Source organism: Aliidongia dinghuensis (genome assembly GCF_014643535.1).
Lineage (GTDB): Bacteria > Pseudomonadota > Alphaproteobacteria > ATCC43930 > CGMCC-115725 > Aliidongia > Aliidongia dinghuensis.
In genome coordinates this window covers 35,875-50,144 of record NZ_BMJQ01000017.1, presented here as the reverse complement: position 1 = coordinate 50,144, position 14,270 = coordinate 35,875, and the positions used below count along the sequence as shown (strand labels likewise).

Sequence of the window (14,270 nt, the reverse complement as noted above, 5' to 3'; positions counted from 1 at the left end):
CTTGCGCGCTCAATTTGGTAAGGGATTCTAGCGATGGCGTTCATCGAGCGCGGGACACGGGCGTTCCTCCTGTGGGAGCTGCTGGCCGGCATGAAGCTGACCTTGAGCTACATGTTCAAGAAGCCCGTGACCGTGAATTATCCCTATGAGAAGGGGCCGCTGAGCCCGCGCTTCCGCGGCGAGCATGCGCTCCGGCGCTATGCCAACGGCGAGGAGCGGTGCATCGCCTGCAAGCTGTGCGAGGCGGTGTGCCCGGCGCTTGCCATCACGATCGAGGCCGAGCCGCGCGACGACGGCAGCCGGCGCACGACGCGCTACGACATCGATATGACGAAATGCATCTACTGTGGCCTCTGCCAGGAGGCCTGCCCGGTCGATGCGATCGTCGAGGGCCCGAACTTCGAATTCGCGACCGAGACCCGCGAGGAGCTCTTCTACAACAAGGAGAAGCTGCTCTCGAATGGCGACCGGTGGGAATACCAGATCGCCCAGAACCTCGTCGCCGACGCGCCCTATCGCTGAGGCTGAAAGAAGCATGGATATTCGACTGAACGCGGGAGAGCGGGCATGATCCTTTCGGCCCTGGCCTTCTATCTCTTTGCCGGCATCCTGATACTGTCGGGCCTGATGGTCATCACGGCGCGCAATCCTGTGCATTCCGTGCTGTTCCTCATCCTCGCCTTCTTCAATGCCGCCGGCCTGTTCGTGCTCGTGGGCGCCGAGTTCCTGGCGATGATCCTGGTCGTCGTCTATGTCGGCGCGGTCGCGGTGCTGTTCCTGTTCGTCGTCATGATGCTCGACATCAACTTCGCAGCGCTCCGGCGCGGCATCCGCCGGAACCTGGCGCTGGGCCTGACGGTCGGCACCGTGTTGCTGGCCGAACTGGTCGTCGTCGTCGGCGCCTGGGCCGTCGCCCCCGAGGTCGCGAGCCATACCGCGCCGGTCGTGGCGCCGCTCGTCAGCGCCACCAATACCCAGGCGCTCGGGTCGATCCTCTACACCCGCTACATCTACGCGTTCGAGGGCTCGGGCCTGGTGCTGCTGGTCGCCATGATCGGCGCCATCGTGCTGACGCACCGCCGGCGCTCCGGCGTGCGCCGCCAGGCGATCGCGACCCAGGTGAGCCGCTCGCGCGCCGAGACGATCGAGGTCGTCAAGGTGCCGACGGGCCACGGCATCTGAGCCGCAACGAGAGGGAATGGAGCCATGGAAATCGGTCTTGCCCATTACCTGGTCGTGGCGGCGCTGCTGTTCACGCTCGGGATCTTCGGCATCTTCCTCAACCGCCGGAACGTCATCATCATCCTGATGTCGGTCGAGCTCATGCTGCTCTCCGTCAACATCAATTTCGTGGCGTTCTCGAGCTTCCTAGGCGACCTCACCGGCCAGGTGTTCGCCATGTTCGTGCTGACCGTCGCCGCCGCCGAGGCGGCGATCGGTCTCGCCATCCTGGTCGTCTATTTCCGCAACCGCGGCACCATCGCGGTTGAGGACATCAACCTGATGAGGGGCTAGGACCCTATGGCTACCGCCATCGTCTTTCTGCCGCTCATCGCGGCGATCATCGTCGGCCTGCTCGGACGCACGCTGGGCGACCGCGTCTCGCAACTGATCACCTGCGGCTGCGTGCTCGTGGCCGCCGCACTCTCGGTCCTGGTGTTCAAGGATGTGGCGCTCGACCACCACACACAGACCATCTCGCTCCTGAACTGGATCGACACGGGTCCGCTGTCCGTCGACTGGGCAATCCGCCTCGATACGCTCACTGCGGTCATGCTGATCGTCGTGACCGGCGTGTCGTCGATGGTCCATGTCTATTCGATCGGCTACATGTCGCACGATCACTCGATCCCGCGCTTCATGGCCTATCTGTCGCTGTTTACCTTCGCCATGCTGATGCTGGTGACGGCCGACAATCTGGTGCAGATGTTTTTCGGCTGGGAGGGCGTCGGTCTCGCGTCTTATCTGCTGATCGGCTTCTGGTACGACCGCCCGTCGGCCAATGCCGCGGCGATCAAGGCCTTCGTCGTCAACCGCATCGGCGACTTCGGCTTCTCGCTTGGCATCTTCGCGGCCTTCTTCCTGTTCGGCACGCTGCAGTTCGACCAGATCTTCGCGGCGGCGCCCGGTGCCGTCGGCAAGACGTTCCATTTCCTGTCGTGGGATGTCGACGCGCTCACCTGCACCTCGATCCTGCTGTTCATCGGCGCCATGGGTAAGTCGGCGCAGCTGGGCCTGCACACCTGGCTGCCGGACGCGATGGAAGGCCCGACCCCGGTCTCGGCCCTCATCCATGCCGCGACCATGGTGACTGCCGGCGTGTTCATGGTGTGCCGGCTGTCGCCGTTGCTCGAGTACTCGAACGATGCGCTCCACTTCATTGCGATCATCGGCGCTGCGACGGCGATCTTCGCGGCCTCGGTCGGCATGGCGCAGAACGACATCAAGCGCGTCATCGCGTACTCGACCTGCAGCCAGCTCGGATACATGGTCTTCGCTGCTGGCGTCTCGGCCTATCCGGCCGCGATGTTCCACCTGGCGACCCACGCATCCTTCAAGGCGCTCCTGTTCCTCAGCGCCGGCTCGGTCATCCATGCCATGTCGGGCGAGCAGGACATGCGCAAGATGGGCGGCCTTTGGAAGCTGATCCCTGTCACCTACGTGATGATGTGGATCGGCAACCTGGCGCTCGCCGGCATCCCGCCGTTCGCCGGTTACTGGTCCAAGGACACGATCATCGAGGCGGCCTATGCCGCCGGGACGCCGTACGGCCATTTCGCCTACTGGCTCGGCATCGCGGCTGCGTTCCTGACCAGCTTCTACTCGTGGCGTCTCCTGTTCATGACGTTCCACGGCAAGAGCCGCGCGGACCATCACACGCTCGAGCATGTGCATGAGTCGCCGATGGTCATGGTCGTGCCGCTGATCGTACTCGCGATCGGTGCGGTGTTTGCCGGCTGGCTCGGCAATGCGGACTTCGTGGGCGAGGGCCTGAAAGAGTTCTGGGGCAAGTCGATCCTGATCCTCGACAGCCATCCGGGCCTGGCCGCGCGCGAGGAGATCCCGCCGCTCATGAGCTATATGGCGCTCATCGTCGGCGTCGCCGGCATCGTGCTCGCCTGGGTCTTCTACGTCGCGGTGCCGAGCCTGCCCGGTGCCTTCACCTCGGCGGCGAAGACGCTTTATCTCGCGTGCCTCAACAAGTGGTACTTCGACGAGATCTACGACTTCCTCGTGGTCAAGCCGGCCATGTGGCTCGGCTGGGGCCTGTGGAAGGGCGGCGATGGCATGATCATCGACGGGCTCGGCCCCGACGGCGTCGCGGCCGTCACCCGCGGCCTGTCGCGCCGGGCGAGCAAGCTCCAGACCGGCTATGTCTATCACTATGCGTTCGCGATGCTCATAGGCGTGCTGTGCCTGGTGTCGTGGTACCTTCTGTCTCAGCGGTGAGGATCTGATGAGCAACTGGCCGCTCCTGTCGCTGGTCACCTTCCTGCCGCTGGTGGGTGGCGCGTTCATCCTGGTGCTGCGCGGCGACGAGGAACTCGTCGCGCGCAATGCCCGCTGGATCGCGCTCTGGACCTCTCTCATCACCTTCGCGCTGTCGATCCCGCTCTGGACGGGCTTCGATTCGAAGAGTGCCGACTTCCAGTTCGTCGAGCAGGCGGACTGGATGCCGAGCCTCCACATCGCCTACCACATGGGCATCGACGGCATTTCGCTGTTCTTCGTGCTGTTGTCGACGCTCTTGACGCCGATCTGCGTGCTCGCCTCGTGGGAGGCGATCCACACGCGCGTCAAGGAATACATGCTCGCCTTCCTCATCCTCGAGACGATGATGGTCGGCATGTTCTGCGCGCTTGATCTCATCGTCTTCTACATCTTCTTCGAAGGCGTGCTGATCCCGATGTTCCTGATCATCGGCATCTGGGGCGGCCAGCGGCGCGTCTACGCGGCGTTCAAGTTCTTTCTCTACACGTTCCTGGGCTCGGTCCTGATGCTGCTCGCGATCCTCGCGATCTACTGGCAGCTCGGCACGACCGACATCCCGACGGCGATGCACGCGACCCTGCCGAAGACGCTGCAGAACTACCTGTGGCTCGCGTTCTTCGCGTCCTTCGCGGTCAAGGTGCCGATGTGGCCGGTCCATACCTGGCTGCCGGACGCGCATGTCGAGGCGCCGACCGCGGGCTCGGTCATCCTGGCCGGCGTGCTGCTGAAGATGGGTGCGTACGGTTTCCTGCGCTTCTCGGTGCCGGTGTTCCCGGACGCGAGCGCCACTTTCGCGCCGCTCGTCTATGCGCTCTCCGTCATCGCGATCATCTACACGTCGCTGGTGGCGCTGGCGCAGGAGGACATGAAGAAGCTGATCGCCTATTCCTCGGTCGCCCACATGGGCTTCGTCACGATCGGCATCTTCACGCTGTCGCAGCAGGGCGTGCAGGGCGCACTCATCACCATGATCAGCCACGGTTTCGTGTCGGGCGCCTTGTTCCTCTGCGTCGGCGTCGTCTATGACCGGCTGCATACCCGCGAGATCGCGCGCTACGGCGGCCTGGCCGAGAACATGCCGAACTATGCCTTCGTCTTCATGATCTTCATGATGGCGTCGATCGGCCTGCCCGGCACCTCGGGCTTCGTCGGCGAATTCCTGGTGCTGAACGGCGCGTTCGCGACGAACACCTGGGTGGGCTTCCTCGCGACCACGGGCACCATCCTGGGCGCCGCCTACATGCTCTACCTCTATCGCCGGGTGATCTTCGGCAAGATCACGCGCGAGGACGTGCGTGCCATGCTCGACCTCACGTGGCGCGAGAAGCTGATTTTCGCGCCGCTGATCGTGCTCGTCTTCTGGATGGGCATCTACCCGTCCTCGTTCCTCGAGCCGATGAAGCCGGCGGTCAATTTCGTGATCGATCGCGGTCACATCGCCTCGCTGCCCCGGCCGAGCGTGGCCGCGGCCGACGCAGTCTCGGTGGTGAAGTGATGATGCCCGTTCCCGATCTTTCGCCGGCGCTGCCGGAGCTGTTCCTCGCCGTCGCCGCGATGGCGCTGATGATGGTCGGCGTGTTCCGGGCCGACCGCACCTCCGCTGTCGTCTCGTGGCTGAGCGTCTTGGCGCTGATCGTCGATTTCGTGCTGGTCGAGCGCGGTCCCGCGAGCCGTACCGTCACCTTCAGCGGCATGTTCGTGACCGAGCAGTTCGCGGTCTTCATGAAATCGCTGATCCTGATCGGCTCGGCGGTCTCGATCGTGATGGCGCGCCAGTTCAACGAGCGGGCCAAGGTCGACCGGTTCGAGTTCCCGATCCTGATCCTGTTCGCGACCATCGGCATGATGGCGATGGTCTCGGCCAACGACCTGATCTCGCTCTATGTCGGCCTCGAGTTGCAGAGCCTGTCGCTCTACGTGCTGGCCGCCTTCAAGCGCGACACGGTGAAGTCGACCGAGGCGGGCCTCAAGTACTTCGTGCTCGGTGCGCTCAGCTCCGGCATGCTGCTGTTCGGCTCGTCCTGGATCTACGGCTTCGCCGGCACCACCAACTTCGACCAGCTGGCGAAGCTGCTCAGCACGGAGGCCGGCACGAGCTCGATCGGCCTCATCATCGGCGTCGTGTTCCTGTCGGTCGGCATCGCGTTCAAGTGCTCGGCCGTGCCGTTCCACATGTGGACGCCGGATGTCTACGAGGGCGCGCCGACGCCGGTCACGAGCTTCTTTGCGGTCGGCCCGAAGATCGCGGCCCTGTCGCTGTTCCTGCGCGTCATGATCGAGCCCCTGGGCCACCTGGCGCACCAGTGGCAGCAGATCATCTGGGCGATCTCGTTCGCCTCCATGGTGCTGGGCTCCTACGCCGCGATCAACCAGTCGAACATCAAGCGCCTGATGGCCTACAGCTCGATCGGCCATGTCGGCTATGCGCTGATCGGCCTCGCCGCCGGGACCACCGACGGCGTGCGCGGCGTGCTGATCTATCTCGCGGTCTATCTGTTCATGAGCCTCGGCGCCTTCTCGGTCATCCTGTGCATGGAGCGCCGGGGCGAGCCGGTCGAGGAGATCGCCGATCTCGCCGGCCTGTCGAAGAGCCAGCCGCTGACCGCGGCGGCGCTCGCCGTGTTCATGTTCTCGATGGCTGGCGTGCCGCCGCTCGCGGGCTTCGTGCCGAAGTTCATCATCTTCATGTCGGCGATCCATGCCGGCCTGGTGTGGCTCGCCGTCTTCGGCGTGCTGGCCAGCGTCGTGGGCTGCTACTACTACATCCGCATCATCAAGATGATGTACTTCGACACCCCGGCCGAGGCGCTCGACACGTCGGCCGGTGGCGGCGCCGTACGCGTCGTCATGGCGCTGACGACGCTCGTCATCCTGCTGTTCATCCTGATCCCGGCGCCGCTCGTCGCAACGGCCGAGGCGGCGGCGGCCTCGCTGTTCCAGGGATGACTTCGTCGGAGAACGCCGGACTGGGCGGCGGCCTTACCCTGCCGTCGCCTTTCACGGCGGTTCTCCGCGATACGGTCGGCTCGACCAGCGACGAGGCCAAGCGGCTGGCGTCGGCCGGCGCCGCGCACGGCACGCTCGTCTGGGCGCAGGAACAGACAGCCGGCCGCGGGCGGCTCGATCGCCAATGGCACAGCCCGCGCGGCAACCTTTATACTTCCTGCATCCTGCGGCCCGCGGTGTTACCAGCCCGGGCGGCCGAGCTCGGGTTCGTCGCAGCCCTCGCCATCGCCGAAACGGTGCGGGTGCTGTTGCCGGCCGCGGTGCCGGTGGCGCTCAAATGGCCGAACGACGTGCTGGCCGACGGCAGCAAGATCGCCGGCATCCTGCTCGAGGCCCAATCGGGGCCGAACGCCACGATCGACTGGCTCGTGCTGGGCATGGGTGTCAACATCGTGTCGGCGCCGACCGTCACGCCCTATCCGGCGACGGCGCTCCATGCGCTGGGCGGAACGGCCGATGCGCGCATGGCGCTCGAACTGCTCTATGGCGCGCTCTCTGCCCGGTTCGAGGATTGGCAGCAGGGCGGCTTTGGTGCCATCCGGACCCGCTGGCTGGCGCTCGCCCGCGGTCTCGGCGAGGCGCTCGAGGTTCGGCAGGGCGACGATCTGGTGCGTGGCCGGTTCATCGACCTCGATCCCGACGGCGCGCTGGTGCTGGAGACCCTGGCCGGGCGCCATCGGATCACGACGGGCGACGTCAATTTCGCGCCCGTCATAGGAGCCTAGGCGGCGATGTCCGTTGCGGGCGCGGCTGTCGGGCCCGATATTGACGACGTGAGATTTGACCCCGCCAATCGGCCCGCGTCGGCGTTAGCGATCGAACGGCCGCTGTTGCTCCTCTCTTCGCAACGGGAAGAAGACGCCGCCCTGCGTCGGCGCCTTCCCGGATCCTGGCGTGGGCCCAGCGCCCCACGCCAAAATCTTTGACCTGCTCGAGGCCCATGACCCGACGACCCATTACCTTCGAATCCGTGGCCGCGGCCGCGCGCGCCACGCTCAACAAGCCGGACGAGCTGGTGTTCCTGCCCTTGGGCGGTGCCGGCGAGATCGGCATGAACCTCAATCTCTACGGCTACGGCGGCAAATGGCTGATCGTCGACCTCGGCATCTCGTTCCCGGACGAGACCCAGCCGGGCATCGAGGTCATCATGGCCGACCCGAGCTTCGCCGCCGAGCGCAAGGACGAGCTCGCCGGCCTCATCATCACGCACGCGCATGAGGACCATATCGGCGCCGTCGCCCATCTCTGGCCGCGGCTCGAATGCCCGATCTATGCGACGCCGTTCACCGCCTCGGTGCTGCGGCTGAAGCTGGCCGAGGCCGGGCTGCTGCACGCGGTCGACATCATCGAGCAGCCGCTCGGCAGCCGCTTTCCGATCGGGCCGTTCGACATCGAGCTGATCTCGCTCACCCATTCGATCCCGGAGCCTAACGCGCTCGTGATCCGTACCGGCGCCGGCACGGTGCTCCATACCGGCGATTGGAAGTTCGACCCGAACCCGCTGGTCGGCCAGACCTCGGACTTCGCGGCCCTGACCCGGCTCGGCGAAGAGGGGGTCGACGCGCTCGTCGGCGATTCGACCAACGCGCTCCGCGCCGGCGAGGCCGGCTCCGAGGCCGATGTGCGGGAATCGCTGATCGAGCTGGTCGGCCGCTACGACAACCGTATTGCGATCACCTGCTTCGCCTCCAATGTTGCGCGCCTGCAGTCGGCCGCCGCTGCCGGCGCCGCTCATGGCCGTCAGGTGGCGCTCGTCGGCCGCTCGCTCTGGCGCATGGAGCAGGCCGCGCGTGAGAACGGCTATCTCGACGGCACGCCGCCGTTCATCACGCCCGAGGCCGCGGCGGAGTTGCCGCGCGACGAGGTGCTGCTGATCTGCACCGGCAGCCAGGGCGAGGCGCGCTCGGCGCTCGCCCGCATCGCCGCGAACGACCACCAGAACATCACGCTCGAAGCCGGCGACACGGTGATCTTCTCCTCACGTGTCATTCCCGGCAATGAACGGCCGATCGGCCGGCTGCAGAACCAGCTGGCGAAGCGCGGCGTCACGGTCGTGACCGACGACGAACATTTCGTCCATGTCTCGGGCCATCCGGCGCGCGACGAGCTCTCGCGCATGTATCAGCTCGTGCGGCCGAAGGTCGCCTTGCCGGTCCATGGCGAAGCGCGGCATCTGATCGCTCATGCGCAGTTGGCCGAGGAGTGCCAGGTGCCGCAGAGCGTCGTGATCGAGAATGGCGAGATGGTGCGCCTGGCGCCCGGACCGGCCAAGGTGATCGACCAGGTCGACACGGGCCGGCTCGGTCTCGACGGCAAGAGCCTGGTCGCGCTCGAGGGCGGTGCGTTCAAGACGCGGCTGCGCATGACGTTCAACGGCTCGGCGGTCGCGACCGTCGTGCTCGACCGGCGTGGCAAGCTGCTGGCGCTGCCGCAGATCACCGTGCACGGCTTGATCGGTGAGGACGCCGAGGACACGATGGGCCTGACGCGGGCGATCGAGCGGGCGGTGAACGGCCTGCCGGCAGGGTCGAAGACGGACGACGAGGCGGTGCGTGAGGCAGCACGCCTCGCGATCCGCCGGTCGCTCAACAACAGCATCGGCAAGAAGCCGGTGACCGAGGTCCACGTCGTGCGCGTCTGACGCGCCGGTACGGGAAACGCGAGGGGGAGGGAGTAGCATGATCGGACGGCTCAACCATGTCGCCATCGTCGTGCCGGACCTGGCGGCCGCCAGCCGGCTCTATGCCGAGACGCTGGGCGGCAAGGTCTCGGCCCCGGTGGCGCAGCCGGCCCATGGTGTCACCGTCGTGTTCGTCGAGCTGCCGAACACGAAGATCGAGCTCCTGGAGCCGCTGGGCGAGGGCTCGCCGGTCAAATCTTTCCTCGACCGCAATCCGTCCGGCGGCATGCACCATGTCTGCTACGAGGTCGACGATATCCTGGCGGCGCGCGACCATCTGAAGGCTGAGGGTGCCCGCGTGCTGGGCGACGGCGAGCCCAAGATCGGCGCCCACGACAAGCCGGTGCTGTTCCTGCACCCCAAGGATTTCTGCGGTACGCTCGTCGAGCTGGAACAGGCCTGAGCCCATGAACTGGGTCGAGGGCATCGTCGTCTACACGATCACCTGGTGGCTGGTGATCTTTTGCGTGCTGCCGATCGGCGTGAAGCGCGCGGGCGAGGAGCATCTGGGCCATGACGCCGGCGCGCCGGCCAATCCGCGGCTCGCGTTCAAGGCGTTGCTGACGACCGGGATCACGACAGTGATCTTCATCGGCATCTATTGGCTGGTGAACTCGCCCTACATCTCGTTCCGAGGCGATTGAGCCATGGCGACGACCTATTGCGACGTGGCGCCCGGCCATCCGTTCCATGCGCCCTATCACGACACGGAATATGGCTTCCCGCAGCGCGACGACCGGGTGCTGTTCGAGCGGCTGGTGCTGGAGATCAACCAGGCCGGCCTGTCGTGGCTCACGATCCTGAAGAAGCGCGCAGCGTTCACCGCCGCCTATGCCGGCTTCGACATCGACAAGGTCGCGGCCTATGGCCCGGACGATGTGGCGCGGCTCTTGGCCGATCCCGGCATCATCCGCAACCGGCTCAAGGTCGAGGCCGCGATCGAGAATGCCCGGCGGCTGCAGACGCTCATCGCGGAGCACGGCTCGTTTGCGGCGTGGCTCGACAAGCACCATCCGCTCGACAAGGCCGGCTGGGTCAAGCTGTTCGGCAAGACCTTCCGCTTCACCGGCGGCGAGATCGTCGGCGAGTTCCTGATGAGCCTGGGATACCTGCCGGGCGCCCATGCGCCGCACTGCCCGTGCTATGCCGAAATCATGGCGCTGAAGCCGGCCTGGGCCGATGGGCGTTAATCAGCCGTGGACGCCCGCAGCACCGAGGCTTCGGGCGCCTCGCCCGTGACCTGGTCGCCCGTGACCTGGTCAAGCGCGATGCCGCGGGTTTCCGGCAGCATGAGCGTCGCCACGATCGCGACCAGATAGCCGCCGAGCGACAGCATGCCGATCGCCTGGGCGAGCGGCATCACCTGGGCCAGCATGCCGATGAGCGCGATGAAGCAGGCGCCGAGGCTACGGCCGAGGTTATAGGCGAAGCTCTGCCCGGTCGCCCGCACACGCGTCGGGAACAGCTCGGTGAAATAGGGCCCGAGCGAGGCGTAGATGCCTTGGGTGAAGAAGCCGAACGGCAGGCCCAGCAACAGGGTCGTGCTATTGCCGAACGGCACGTACATGTAGACGAAATCGACGACCCAGCAGCAGACGGCGAAGATCAGGAAATTCTTCCGTCGCCCGATCGCGTCGGTGAGATAGGCGCTGGTGAGATAGCCGCAGAAGGCGCCCAGGGTCACGACCGCGACATAGGAGCCGGCGCCGACCGAGGTGAGGTGGCGGACAGTTTTGAGGAAGGTCGGCAACCAGGTGATGATGGCGTAGCTGCTGCCCTGGACGCCGAGCGCCAGCATCGAGGCCAAGAGCGTCGTGCGCAGCAGCGGCGGGCGGAAGATATCGAGCGGGTTGGTCCGCACGCCGGCTGCCCGGTGCGCCGCCTTGAACACCTGGGGCTCGTCGATGAAGCGGCGGATATAGACGACGAGCAGCGCCGGCAGCAGCCCGATCCAGAAGAGGGCGCGCCAGGCGTAGGCTTCCGGTAGCGCCCAGAAGGCGAGACTCGAGAGCAGGGCGGCGACACCCCAGCCGATGGCATAGCCGCTTTGTACCGTGCCGACCGCCTTGCCGCGATGGGCCGGCCGGATGATCTCGCCCATCAGCACCGCGCCGGCCGCCCATTCGCCGCCGAAGCCCAGCCCTTGCAGGCAGCGCACCACGAGCAGCTGCGGATAGCTGTTGGTGAAGCCGCTGAGGCACGTGAAGAGCGCGAACCACAGCACGGTGATCTGCATGACGCGAACCCGCCCGTACTGGTCGCTGAGCACGCCGCCGATCCAGCCGCCGATCGCTGAGGCGACGAGGGCCGAGGTGCCGAGCAGGCCGGCCTGGACCTGGCTGATGCCCCAGGCTGCGACCAGGGTCGGGATCAGGAAGCTGAAGATCTGCACGTCCATGGCGTCAAGCGCCCAGCCGCCGAAACAGCCCCAGAACGTCCGCCGTTCCCGCTCGGACAGTTCGCGATACCAGACGACCATGTTCTTCCTCCCCTGGGTTGGCCCGTTCGAGTTCTTCTCGATTTGGGTTCTTCTTAGGTCAGGCGCCGAACAGGCCCGCCAGCGCCTGATGGTGCGTGAGCCATGCGACATCGCCGCGCCTTCGAACGATATCGAGCGATTGCCTGAACTCGATGGCGCCCATCGGCCGGCCGAACACATGGGCATGGACCGTGATGTCGAGGCAGCCCGGCCGGTTGCCGAGTGTCTGCCAATGTTCGACGATCCGGCCGAGGATGCGCGTGAAGGCCTCGGGTTCGTTGCCATAGCGGATGGAGAGCGGCAGGTCGTTCACCTCCATGGTGAACGGCACGGCGATCATCGGCCCCGCCGCGGTCTCGATCCGATAGGGCAGGTCGCTGTCGAAGAAGTCGGCATGCCAGGTGAAACCCGATCCGGCGAGCAGCGCCGTCGTTCGTTCGCTGGGCGTGCAGCGCGGGCTGATCCAGCCGAGCGGACGCGTACGGGCCGTCTCGGTCAGGGTCGCAAGGCAACGCGCGATGTCGCGCGCTTCGTCCTCGGCCGATTGGGTCGCGGGGATGACGTCCTGGGTCCAACCGTGGGCGGCGATCGCATGGCCAGAGGCCGCGATCGCGCGCATCAGGTCGGGATGGCGCTCGGCGAGCAGGCCGCTCACGTAGAAGGTTGCCCTCGTCCCGGTTTCGGCCAGTACGTCGAGGAGGCGCCAGACACCGGCCTTCGGGCCGTAGTCGGCCCAGGATCGCGCCTGCAGATCGAGCGTGCCGGCTTTGAGCGGGTTGCCCATCGGCCCGATGCCGGGCGCGCTCCCGTCGGCCCAGCCTTCGAGCATGACGCTGACCGAGACGGCGAGCGAGCGGTCGGCCGGCCACGCCGCCGGCAGCGAATGGGTCGCCATGCCGCTCAGGTCCGCTCGTAGGCGGTGATCGGCGTCGCGAGCCGGCCGATCCCGGAAATCGTGCACACGACATGGTCGCCGGGTGCGAGATAACGCGGCGGATCCATGGCATAGCCGACGCCCGACGGCGTGCCGGTCGCGATGATATCACCGGGCTCGAGTGTCAAGCCGGCCGAGAGCGACGCGATGATCGTCGGGATCGGAAAGATCATCTGGCCGACCTTGGCGCGCTGCCGCGCTTCGCCGTTGACGGTCAGCGATAGTTCGAACTCGGTCGGATCGGCGATCTCGTCGCGCGTGACCACGACCGGGCCCATCGGGCAGGACCGGTCGAGCCCCTTGCCCTTGAACCATTGCTCGTGGCGGCGCTGCAGGTCGCGCGCGGTGATGTCATTCAGGATGGTGAAGCCGAAGATATGGTCCCACGCGCGTTCGGCCGGGATGTCGCGGCCGGCCTTGCCGATGATGAGCGCCAGCTCGACCTCGTAGTCGATCTTGGCGCTGACGGCGGCGTCGAGTGCGAAGGGCTCGTCCGGGCCGATGACCGCAGTCGGCGGCTTGGTGAAGATCTGCGGCACCTCCGGCACCTTCGTCTCGGTACCGCGCGCCCGGTAGCCTTCCGCTACGTGATCGAGATAGTTCCGGCCGATGCAGAACACGTTCTTCGCCGGACGCGGAATGGGCGCCACCAGCCGGACCGAGGCGATCGACCGCAGCGATGCCTGGTCCGCCCGGTCGGCCAATTGACGAGCGATCTCGAGCGCCGGCGCGCCGGCGGCGATGAAGCCGGCGAGATCGGCAGGGAGCGGCTGGGCGGCCGTCTTGCCGGCCGCTGTCAGATCAAGGAGATGGTCTCCGGCCAAGACGATGCCATAGCCGGCCCGCTGACCATCGATGAAACTGGCGAAACGCATGCGATCCTCCCTGCTTGCATTGCGCTACTAAAATCGATGAAAATGAGTCATTCAAGATAAAATCGATATTTTTGACGTGAGCGAAAAATGATCGATCTGGTTGCCGGCACGCTGGCCTCAAGCACCTATGCGCAACTGCGCCGTGAGATCCTGGACGGCGACCAGGTGCCGGGCAGCCGGCTGCATATCCGCCAGCTGTGCGAGCGGTTCGGCATCGGGGCGAGCCCGATGCGCGAGGCGCTGAATCGCCTGTCCGCCGAGGGGCTGGTGCAGCAGCTGGACCAGCGCGGCTTCCGCGTGGCGCCGCTCGATCTCGAGGACCTCAGCGATCTGACGCGCATGCGCTGCTGGCTGAACGAGATCGCGCTGAGAGCCGCGATCTCTGCGGGCGACGCCGCGTGGGAGGAGGGGCTGGTGGTCGCGCACTACCGGCTGATGCGCGCGCCCAAGGAAACGAGCCCGGTCGACGGACGACGCAGCGCCGCATGGGAGCGGGCGCATCGCGACTTCCATGCGGCACTCATCGCCGCCTGCGGCTCACGCCGCCTCATGGAGCAATGCGCGGCTCTGTTCGATGCGGCCGACCGCTATCGCCACGTCTCGCGCATCGCCTCGTCCGATCGGCGCGACGATGCCGACGAGCATACCCAGATCATGGAAGCGGCACTTCGTCGCAACGGAGACGGTGCCGTGGCACTCCTGACCCGGCATATGGCGAATACGGAAGAACTCGTGCGCGCTGCCCTGGTCGGTGCCGCGTCACGCGAGTAAAGATCCGGAGTGCTGACAAAAAAAATGGCAAGG

At 66.2% G+C, this 14,270-nt stretch carries 15 protein-coding genes; 12 read left to right on the top strand and 3 right to left on the bottom strand.

Annotated elements, in window-relative coordinates:
• Window positions 1–33: 33 nt before the first annotated feature.
• The 11 genes from nuoI to IEY58_RS26900 all read left to right on the top strand — a co-directional run bounded on the left by nuoI (window position 34) and on the right by IEY58_RS26900 (window position 10,368).
• A complete protein-coding gene (nuoI, locus tag IEY58_RS26950; RefSeq protein ID WP_189051266.1) occupies window positions 34–522 on the top strand; it encodes an NADH-quinone oxidoreductase subunit NuoI in 489 nt (162 codons plus the stop codon).
• A gap of 45 nt (window positions 523–567) precedes the next feature.
• Window positions 568–1,182, top strand: coding sequence for an NADH-quinone oxidoreductase subunit J (locus tag IEY58_RS26945; RefSeq protein ID WP_189051265.1), 615 nt, complete (start codon window positions 568–570; stop codon window positions 1,180–1,182).
• A gap of 24 nt (window positions 1,183–1,206) precedes the next feature.
• Window positions 1,207–1,515: an NADH-quinone oxidoreductase subunit NuoK gene (gene nuoK, locus IEY58_RS26940; protein WP_189051264.1), complete on the top strand. Its 309-nt coding sequence runs from the start codon at window positions 1,207–1,209 to the stop codon at window positions 1,513–1,515.
• Between the two features lie 6 nt (window positions 1,516–1,521).
• Complete coding sequence (nuoL, locus tag IEY58_RS26935; RefSeq protein WP_189051263.1) at window positions 1,522–3,450, top strand: NADH-quinone oxidoreductase subunit L; 1,929 nt, start codon at window positions 1,522–1,524, stop codon at window positions 3,448–3,450.
• A 7-nt stretch (window positions 3,451–3,457) separates the two neighbouring features.
• Window positions 3,458–4,987 (top strand): NADH-quinone oxidoreductase subunit M, encoded by a 1,530-nt coding sequence (locus tag IEY58_RS26930; protein WP_189051262.1) that lies wholly within the window; start codon window positions 3,458–3,460, stop codon window positions 4,985–4,987.
• On the top strand, window positions 4,987–6,438 hold the full coding sequence (gene nuoN, locus IEY58_RS26925) for an NADH-quinone oxidoreductase subunit NuoN (RefSeq protein ID WP_189051261.1): 1,452 nt from the start codon (window positions 4,987–4,989) through the stop codon (window positions 6,436–6,438). The genes IEY58_RS26930 and nuoN overlap by 1 nt, the downstream gene beginning before the upstream one ends.
• Complete coding sequence (locus IEY58_RS26920; RefSeq protein WP_189051260.1) at window positions 6,435–7,223, top strand: biotin--[acetyl-CoA-carboxylase] ligase; 789 nt, start codon at window positions 6,435–6,437, stop codon at window positions 7,221–7,223. Before nuoN ends, IEY58_RS26920 begins: the two co-directional genes overlap by 4 nt.
• Before the next feature lie 215 nt (window positions 7,224–7,438).
• On the top strand, window positions 7,439–9,139 hold the full coding sequence (locus IEY58_RS26915) for a ribonuclease J (RefSeq protein WP_189051259.1): 1,701 nt from the start codon (window positions 7,439–7,441) through the stop codon (window positions 9,137–9,139).
• A gap of 37 nt (window positions 9,140–9,176) precedes the next feature.
• Window positions 9,177–9,581, top strand: a complete 405-nt coding sequence (mce, locus tag IEY58_RS26910) for a methylmalonyl-CoA epimerase (RefSeq protein WP_189051258.1) — start codon at window positions 9,177–9,179, stop codon at window positions 9,579–9,581.
• A 4-nt stretch (window positions 9,582–9,585) separates the two neighbouring features.
• A complete protein-coding gene (locus tag IEY58_RS26905) occupies window positions 9,586–9,822 on the top strand; it encodes a DUF1467 family protein (RefSeq protein WP_189051257.1) in 237 nt (78 codons plus the stop codon).
• Between the two features lie 3 nt (window positions 9,823–9,825).
• The gene (locus tag IEY58_RS26900; protein WP_189051256.1) at window positions 9,826–10,368 is read left to right on the top strand and encodes a DNA-3-methyladenine glycosylase I; all 543 of its coding nucleotides are present in this window, start codon (window positions 9,826–9,828) and stop codon (window positions 10,366–10,368) included.
• Here IEY58_RS26900 and IEY58_RS26895 read toward each other — a convergent pair.
• The 3 genes from IEY58_RS26895 to IEY58_RS26885 are packed head-to-tail and all read right to left on the bottom strand — an operon-like array spanning window position 10,365 to window position 13,466.
• Window positions 10,365–11,657 (bottom strand): MFS transporter, encoded by a 1,293-nt coding sequence (locus tag IEY58_RS26895; RefSeq protein WP_189051255.1) that lies wholly within the window; start codon window positions 11,655–11,657, stop codon window positions 10,365–10,367. The genes IEY58_RS26900 and IEY58_RS26895 overlap by 4 nt on opposite strands.
• Window positions 11,658–11,715: 58 nt before the next feature.
• A complete protein-coding gene (locus IEY58_RS26890; protein ID WP_189051254.1) occupies window positions 11,716–12,552 on the bottom strand; it encodes a polysaccharide deacetylase family protein in 837 nt (278 codons plus the stop codon).
• 5 nt (window positions 12,553–12,557) lie between these two features.
• Window positions 12,558–13,466, bottom strand: a complete 909-nt coding sequence (locus IEY58_RS26885; RefSeq protein WP_189051253.1) for a fumarylacetoacetate hydrolase family protein — start codon at window positions 13,464–13,466, stop codon at window positions 12,558–12,560.
• Between the two features lie 87 nt (window positions 13,467–13,553).
• On the opposite strand from IEY58_RS26885, the gene IEY58_RS26880 reads away from it, so the two are divergent.
• Entirely contained in the window at window positions 13,554–14,237 is a 684-nt protein-coding gene (locus IEY58_RS26880) for a GntR family transcriptional regulator (RefSeq protein ID WP_189051252.1), read from the top strand.
• Window positions 14,238–14,270 lie beyond the last annotated feature (33 nt).

Excerpts from the sequence above, each read along its gene's own strand:
- nuoI (WP_189051266.1), top strand. The coding sequence starts at position 34 with ATGGCGTTCATCGAGCGCGGGACACGGGCGTTCCTCCTGTGGGAGCTG.
- IEY58_RS26945 (WP_189051265.1), top strand. The coding sequence starts at position 568 with ATGATCCTTTCGGCCCTGGCCTTCTATCTCTTTGCCGGCATCCTGATA.
- nuoK (WP_189051264.1), top strand. The coding sequence starts at position 1,207 with ATGGAAATCGGTCTTGCCCATTACCTGGTCGTGGCGGCGCTGCTGTTC.
- nuoL (WP_189051263.1), top strand. The coding sequence starts at position 1,522 with ATGGCTACCGCCATCGTCTTTCTGCCGCTCATCGCGGCGATCATCGTC.
- IEY58_RS26930 (WP_189051262.1), top strand. The coding sequence starts at position 3,458 with ATGAGCAACTGGCCGCTCCTGTCGCTGGTCACCTTCCTGCCGCTGGTG.
- nuoN (WP_189051261.1), top strand. The coding sequence starts at position 4,987 with ATGATGCCCGTTCCCGATCTTTCGCCGGCGCTGCCGGAGCTGTTCCTC.
- IEY58_RS26920 (WP_189051260.1), top strand. The coding sequence starts at position 6,435 with ATGACTTCGTCGGAGAACGCCGGACTGGGCGGCGGCCTTACCCTGCCG.
- IEY58_RS26915 (WP_189051259.1), top strand. The coding sequence starts at position 7,439 with ATGACCCGACGACCCATTACCTTCGAATCCGTGGCCGCGGCCGCGCGC.
- mce (WP_189051258.1), top strand. The coding sequence starts at position 9,177 with ATGATCGGACGGCTCAACCATGTCGCCATCGTCGTGCCGGACCTGGCG.
- IEY58_RS26905 (WP_189051257.1), top strand. The coding sequence starts at position 9,586 with ATGAACTGGGTCGAGGGCATCGTCGTCTACACGATCACCTGGTGGCTG.
- IEY58_RS26900 (WP_189051256.1), top strand. The coding sequence starts at position 9,826 with ATGGCGACGACCTATTGCGACGTGGCGCCCGGCCATCCGTTCCATGCG.
- IEY58_RS26895 (WP_189051255.1), bottom strand. The coding sequence starts at position 11,657 with ATGGTCGTCTGGTATCGCGAACTGTCCGAGCGGGAACGGCGGACGTTC.
- IEY58_RS26890 (WP_189051254.1), bottom strand. The coding sequence starts at position 12,552 with ATGGCGACCCATTCGCTGCCGGCGGCGTGGCCGGCCGACCGCTCGCTC.
- IEY58_RS26885 (WP_189051253.1), bottom strand. The coding sequence starts at position 13,466 with ATGCGTTTCGCCAGTTTCATCGATGGTCAGCGGGCCGGCTATGGCATC.
- IEY58_RS26880 (WP_189051252.1), top strand. The coding sequence starts at position 13,554 with ATGATCGATCTGGTTGCCGGCACGCTGGCCTCAAGCACCTATGCGCAA.